Raw genomic sequence first — 4669 nt, 5'->3', positions numbered from 1 at the left:
AAACCAGTCACTGTGCTGCTCGACAGAGGTGGTCAGAGGTCCAATCGCCGGGTTTGAAGAAATGCTGTCATTGCCCTTGTAACCGCCGCCTTGAATATCCGCCTCAAGGCCGACGAGCCATGTTCGTGATACTTGCCAATTGTAACCAATTTGAGCACCGCCCGAGTAACCGCCGGCTCCGGGTGTGAGCGACGTTGGCAATCCACCAGGCGCAAACAGCGCGGCGGTCCCTGGGCCACCCGAGTAACCGGTGAGAGATTGGCCGGCCCACGCGACATCGGCGTTACCGCCTATATACCAGCCGTTCCAATCGTAGACCGGTCCAGGCGGCATCGCGGCTTTGACGGGCAAGTCGGCTGCGAAGGCAGGAGCGACCGCTGCGGCCGAGACCAGCGCTATGGCTCCAAGAAAAATGCTCTTCATGGTTTCTCCAATCACATGTCTCGCGCCGATCAAATCCGCAGAAACCTCAGTACTTCGCGACGACGGGACCGCCGAACTTGAAATCAAGCCCGATCGACACGACCGAGAACGAACTGTTGGTCGTATAGGGCAGTTGTCCGTTCGCCGTCAGCCCCGTCAGCGTGCCGCCCGGCCGGTTGTAACCCATGAAGTTGGTATAGCGGTACTCGACCTTAGCGCTGAGGTTGTCGGTTATCGCATAGGCGATGCCGCCGCCCGCGGTCAGACCGTTGGCCTGGACATTGAACCGGTCAATCCCGTTCACCGGATCGGTATTGGTGTGCTGAAGGCTGCCGAAAGCGTAGCCGCCGGTGAAAAACATCAGCCAGCGGTCGACCGTGAAGCCGCCGCGCACACGCAACGTGCCGCCCCAGCGCCAATTGTCCGCATCCACCCCAGTCACACCGGGAAATGCGCCGGCCGCGAATTGCGACGAGTCGTTGCCCTTGATGCCGGCCCAGAACAGATCGCCCTCGACCCCGACGAGGTAATTGCCGCTCTGCCAGTTGTAACCGGCCTCGCCGCCCGCCAGCCCGCCTAGCGAAGTGTAGTTGGCAGTGTAATCCGCAAACGGCACTGCCTGGCCGGTCGAGTTGTTGACGTTGTGGTTGCCCACACCGCCGCCGCCAAACACACCAACATAGGCGCCGGTCCAATCATAGACCGATGGCGGTGGTGCCTTGGCGTAAGGCAGATCGGCCGCAAGTGCCGGTGTGAGAAGACTCAACACCCCGAGTGAGGCAGTGGAGAGAAGAATTCGCTTCATTGTAGACCCCTGTCGAATTGTCCCGATGAAATGCCGGGCGGCCTCGCCGCCGCGGCCCTTCCTCGCCTCAGAAGTGGACGATGATGTCTGCCGCACCAATCAGAGCGGTGTTCTTGTTCGGCGCGATGCCCAGGTTCGCGTTGCCGTTGAAGGCGAAGCCGTTCAGAGATTTATAGAAGGTAACCTCCGGCCGGATTTCGATCTGCGGCGAGAACCAGTGCTGCCAGCCGATCCCGGTCTCGAAATATCCGGTTTTGGTGCCGGTGCGCTGGCCTTGCATGTCGTCGAAATATTCGAGACGGTAGGAGATGTTATCGAGCGGCCCAGGCCTGTAATTGATGTAGGTCACAGCGGTTCGTACTTCCGCTGTACAAGAGATAATGGCTGCATTGGCGCAGATCGCCAGGCCCGGCGCGTTGAACGGCATGTATTGCGGCGAGAACGGCGTTCCCCCAAGATTAAAGAAGCCCGTCCCTTGCGCGTTTGTGACCGTGGGATTGAGCGCGTTGGCGACGTTGTTCTGATGCTCGTCATACATCTCGAAGGCGATGTGCCATTTATCGTTGAACTTGTGATAGTAGGTCATGCCGTACCACTGGAGGTTATTGTAACCCCAGGCGCCGTTGTTGATGCCGTCGGCAACGAGGTTGATGTCGTCCTTGCCGGAGTCGCTGGTCCAGCGCACGCCGGCAGTGATGGTCGGCTGCGCGCCCGGATCCTTCAGCATGGTCGTGTTCGGATAAAGCGGGTTCGGATCCGGATTGGCGATCTTGGCGCCGACATGCCAGGGCAGCGCCTCGGTGCCGACCACCAGACCGAGCTGGAACATCCAGTTCCTGTTGGCGGCGAGCGTGAACTCGACGCCGGTGTTGGTGTAGTTGTCGAAGGTATACGTCATCGAGTGCGTATACATGTAGTTGTTGGGCGCGAGCTGCGCCTCGATGTCCGGGATCGAGATGTATCGCCCGATCCGGATCATCAAACCTTCCAGCACCTGCGGAACGAAGATTTCGCCATAGGCCATCGGAATGTCGAAGCCGTTGTTGAGGTTCTGATTCAACAACTGGCTCGAGAACAATCCATAAGCGGTGGTGTAGCGATAGTTTTCACCGTAGATCGGCGCGACGCGGAAGCCCCAGTCAACGTGATCCTTCTGAACCGTATCGGGAAGCCGCTCGATATAGACGACCGCCTGGTCGAGCTGCACGGTGTTCGGATTGTAGTCATACGCCGCCGGCGCGTTGCCGCCCTTGACGGTGTTAGTCGAGAGGTTACCGCCGGAGTTGACCCAGCCGTAAACCTGGAGGTGGTTGTCATTCATCCAGCTTCCGACGCTGGTGTTGCCGAGCGCCGCCATCAGCGGGCTGTCGATCGAACTTGGCCGTGTTACGCCAAGGCTGGTCGTGCCGCCATAGGGCCATTCGGTGAAGGGATAGGGTGGAATCGTCTCCGGCGTCGGCGGAACCTCAGTCTCCGCACGGCGAGAGGGAGGCGCCTTGGGATCGGCAGGCGGCGCGTCATGGCCCCATTCGAGCCGGTAGTAGTTGAAGAAGCGCTCCAAAAAAGTCGTGCCGAGATAGGCGTCGAGACACGCATAGTTCTTGTAGGGATCGACGACACCCTTGCACGTTGGCGTTTTTGCCGGCGCAGTCGCGTCGGCCGCTTCCGCACCGTTAAATACGCTCAACGCCGCGAGCGCGACGCCTGCCAAAAGACCTCTTTTCATAAATATGCCCCAAGCTTTTGCCATCGATCCCCAATGGCGATTCACAAACCCAAACTTGCCTCATTGTTCACGGGCGCATCAAAAAAGCGATGCGGTTGGGTTCCGCAGCTCATAGGAAAAAAATAGGGCGAACGGCTTGTTTGATGTGAAATGCTTCTTTGATCGCCAACTGCCCATCTGCTTGCTCAAACACCAGTCGAAATGACTGACTTTTTGGACGAAAACGAGCGCAGCGCACTAAAGTTTGTTCCGCTGTGTGCCTTTTTAGAGACATTTAGCCGAGTCAAGCGGTATCCTTGCTCTTCAAAATTCCTGCTGAGCAAATCAACCTCACTCAGCTATTTCTTTCCTATGCGGAGGACCCCGATTGCTTATCGAACATATATGTCGTGTGCTACTATGCTGATGAGGAATTCAACCTCAGCCTAGCTCATGAACAAGCAGAATAACGTCGTGCTTGTGATAAGCTCCGATGCGCAGACAAGGCGTTATTTGCGTGTGGGTTTCAAACTTCATGGCGGCTTCTCGTTGCAAGAAGCTAACATTGCTTCCGAGGGACTAAGAGCGGCAACATTTGACGCACCGGACCTCATTATATGCGATGTAGCCTTGCCAGACCTGCGTGGCTCTGTCGTCCTCGAACGAGTCCGATCGTGGTCGGATGTCCCAATCATTATCCTCTCGACTGAATCAAATGAGATGGAAAAGGTCCGTCTCTTTGACCTAGGCGCTGACGACTATTTGGTCAAACCGTTCGGCATCGCCGAACTGATCGCTCGTTGCGGGGCTGCTCTACGCCGATATTATAATGGCCCTACAACGGATCACGTCGTCGTCGCTGGCCCTTTGTCGATCGATCTCGCTCGTCGAACAGTCTCGCTCAATAACAATCCCATCAAATTATCCCCTCAACAAATTCATCTTCTGCGGCTGCTCGCAATCAATCTGAATATTGTCGTTGCGCACGACGAGTTACTGCAAGCAATTTGGGGTAACACGCAGAGGAAAAACATTCGACATCTACGAGTCCTGTTTCGGGAGCTTCGAGAAAAAATCGAAGCCGATCCGACACACCCACGACTATTAACTACCGAGTGGGGCGTCGGCTACCGCCTTCAATCCTATCAAGGCGTTCAAGCGACGCCGGCGGACTGATAATTTCAAACCGCCCGATGGCGATCGCGTTGGCCAACAAGCTGGCCCGCATCGCTTGGTCTGTCCTGGCCCATGGTCGGGACTTCGAGGCAAGGTCGATCGCCACCGCCCAACCTGTTTGATCGCTGAACCCGAGAACATTAGATGAGGAAACCGCGATGACGTAGCCAGATTGACAACCCTTACCTGCCGAGGTCTGCGAGAGGTTGAGACGAGATGGAGGTTCGGTCTTCCCGGCGCTTGCGAACACTGGTGACCCACATGGCCCGTTGAGGCCTGTCCGTTAATGAGAACGCACGCGCGCTGATATCCATAGTGGCCCGGAGCAAATGCTCCAATCAAAGGCCGGATACATTGATGCAAGACCGCTACCGCCAGCTTGGCAAAATCCACTTGCAACGCACGGCCGGACCATACATGTGGGTCAAAATCGGTCCTCACCATCTCACGATGTGACTTTCGCGGTAGGGACGCGAGTTACCTCGCGCCCCCCGCACAGATCCGTACGGGCCCAATTCGGGCATACGGCTCCCACCTTGGGTGTCTGACGGCGAAGCGAC

At 57.2% G+C, this 4669-nt stretch carries 3 protein-coding genes and 1 pseudogene; 1 reads left to right on the top strand and 3 read right to left on the bottom strand.

What is annotated here, in order from left to right:
* The 3 genes and pseudogenes from ABSE61_RS36035 to ABSE61_RS36025 form a co-directional block, all read right to left on the bottom strand.
* A pseudogene (locus ABSE61_RS36035) lies at positions 1-423 on the bottom strand (porin family protein); the annotation flags it as partial.
* 46 nt (positions 424-469) lie between these two features.
* Positions 470-1228, bottom strand: coding sequence for an outer membrane protein (locus tag ABSE61_RS36030; RefSeq protein ID WP_423875924.1), 759 nt, complete (start codon positions 1226-1228; stop codon positions 470-472).
* Between the two features lie 67 nt (positions 1229-1295).
* Positions 1296-2954 carry an outer membrane beta-barrel protein gene (locus tag ABSE61_RS36025; RefSeq protein WP_423875923.1) on the bottom strand — a complete coding sequence of 553 codons (1659 nt, stop codon included), beginning with the start codon at positions 2952-2954 and terminating at the stop codon, positions 1296-1298.
* 432 nt (positions 2955-3386) lie between these two features.
* On the opposite strand from ABSE61_RS36025, the gene ABSE61_RS36020 reads away from it, so the two are divergent.
* Positions 3387-4109: a response regulator gene (locus tag ABSE61_RS36020; RefSeq protein ID WP_423875922.1), complete on the top strand. Its 723-nt coding sequence runs from the start codon at positions 3387-3389 to the stop codon at positions 4107-4109.
* The last annotated feature ends 560 nt before the right edge of the window (positions 4110-4669 follow it).

It is taken from the genome of Bradyrhizobium sp., assembly GCF_049519115.1.
Taxonomy (GTDB): Bacteria; Pseudomonadota; Alphaproteobacteria; order Rhizobiales; family Xanthobacteraceae; genus Bradyrhizobium.
This window is presented reverse-complemented; position numbering and strand designations above follow the sequence as displayed.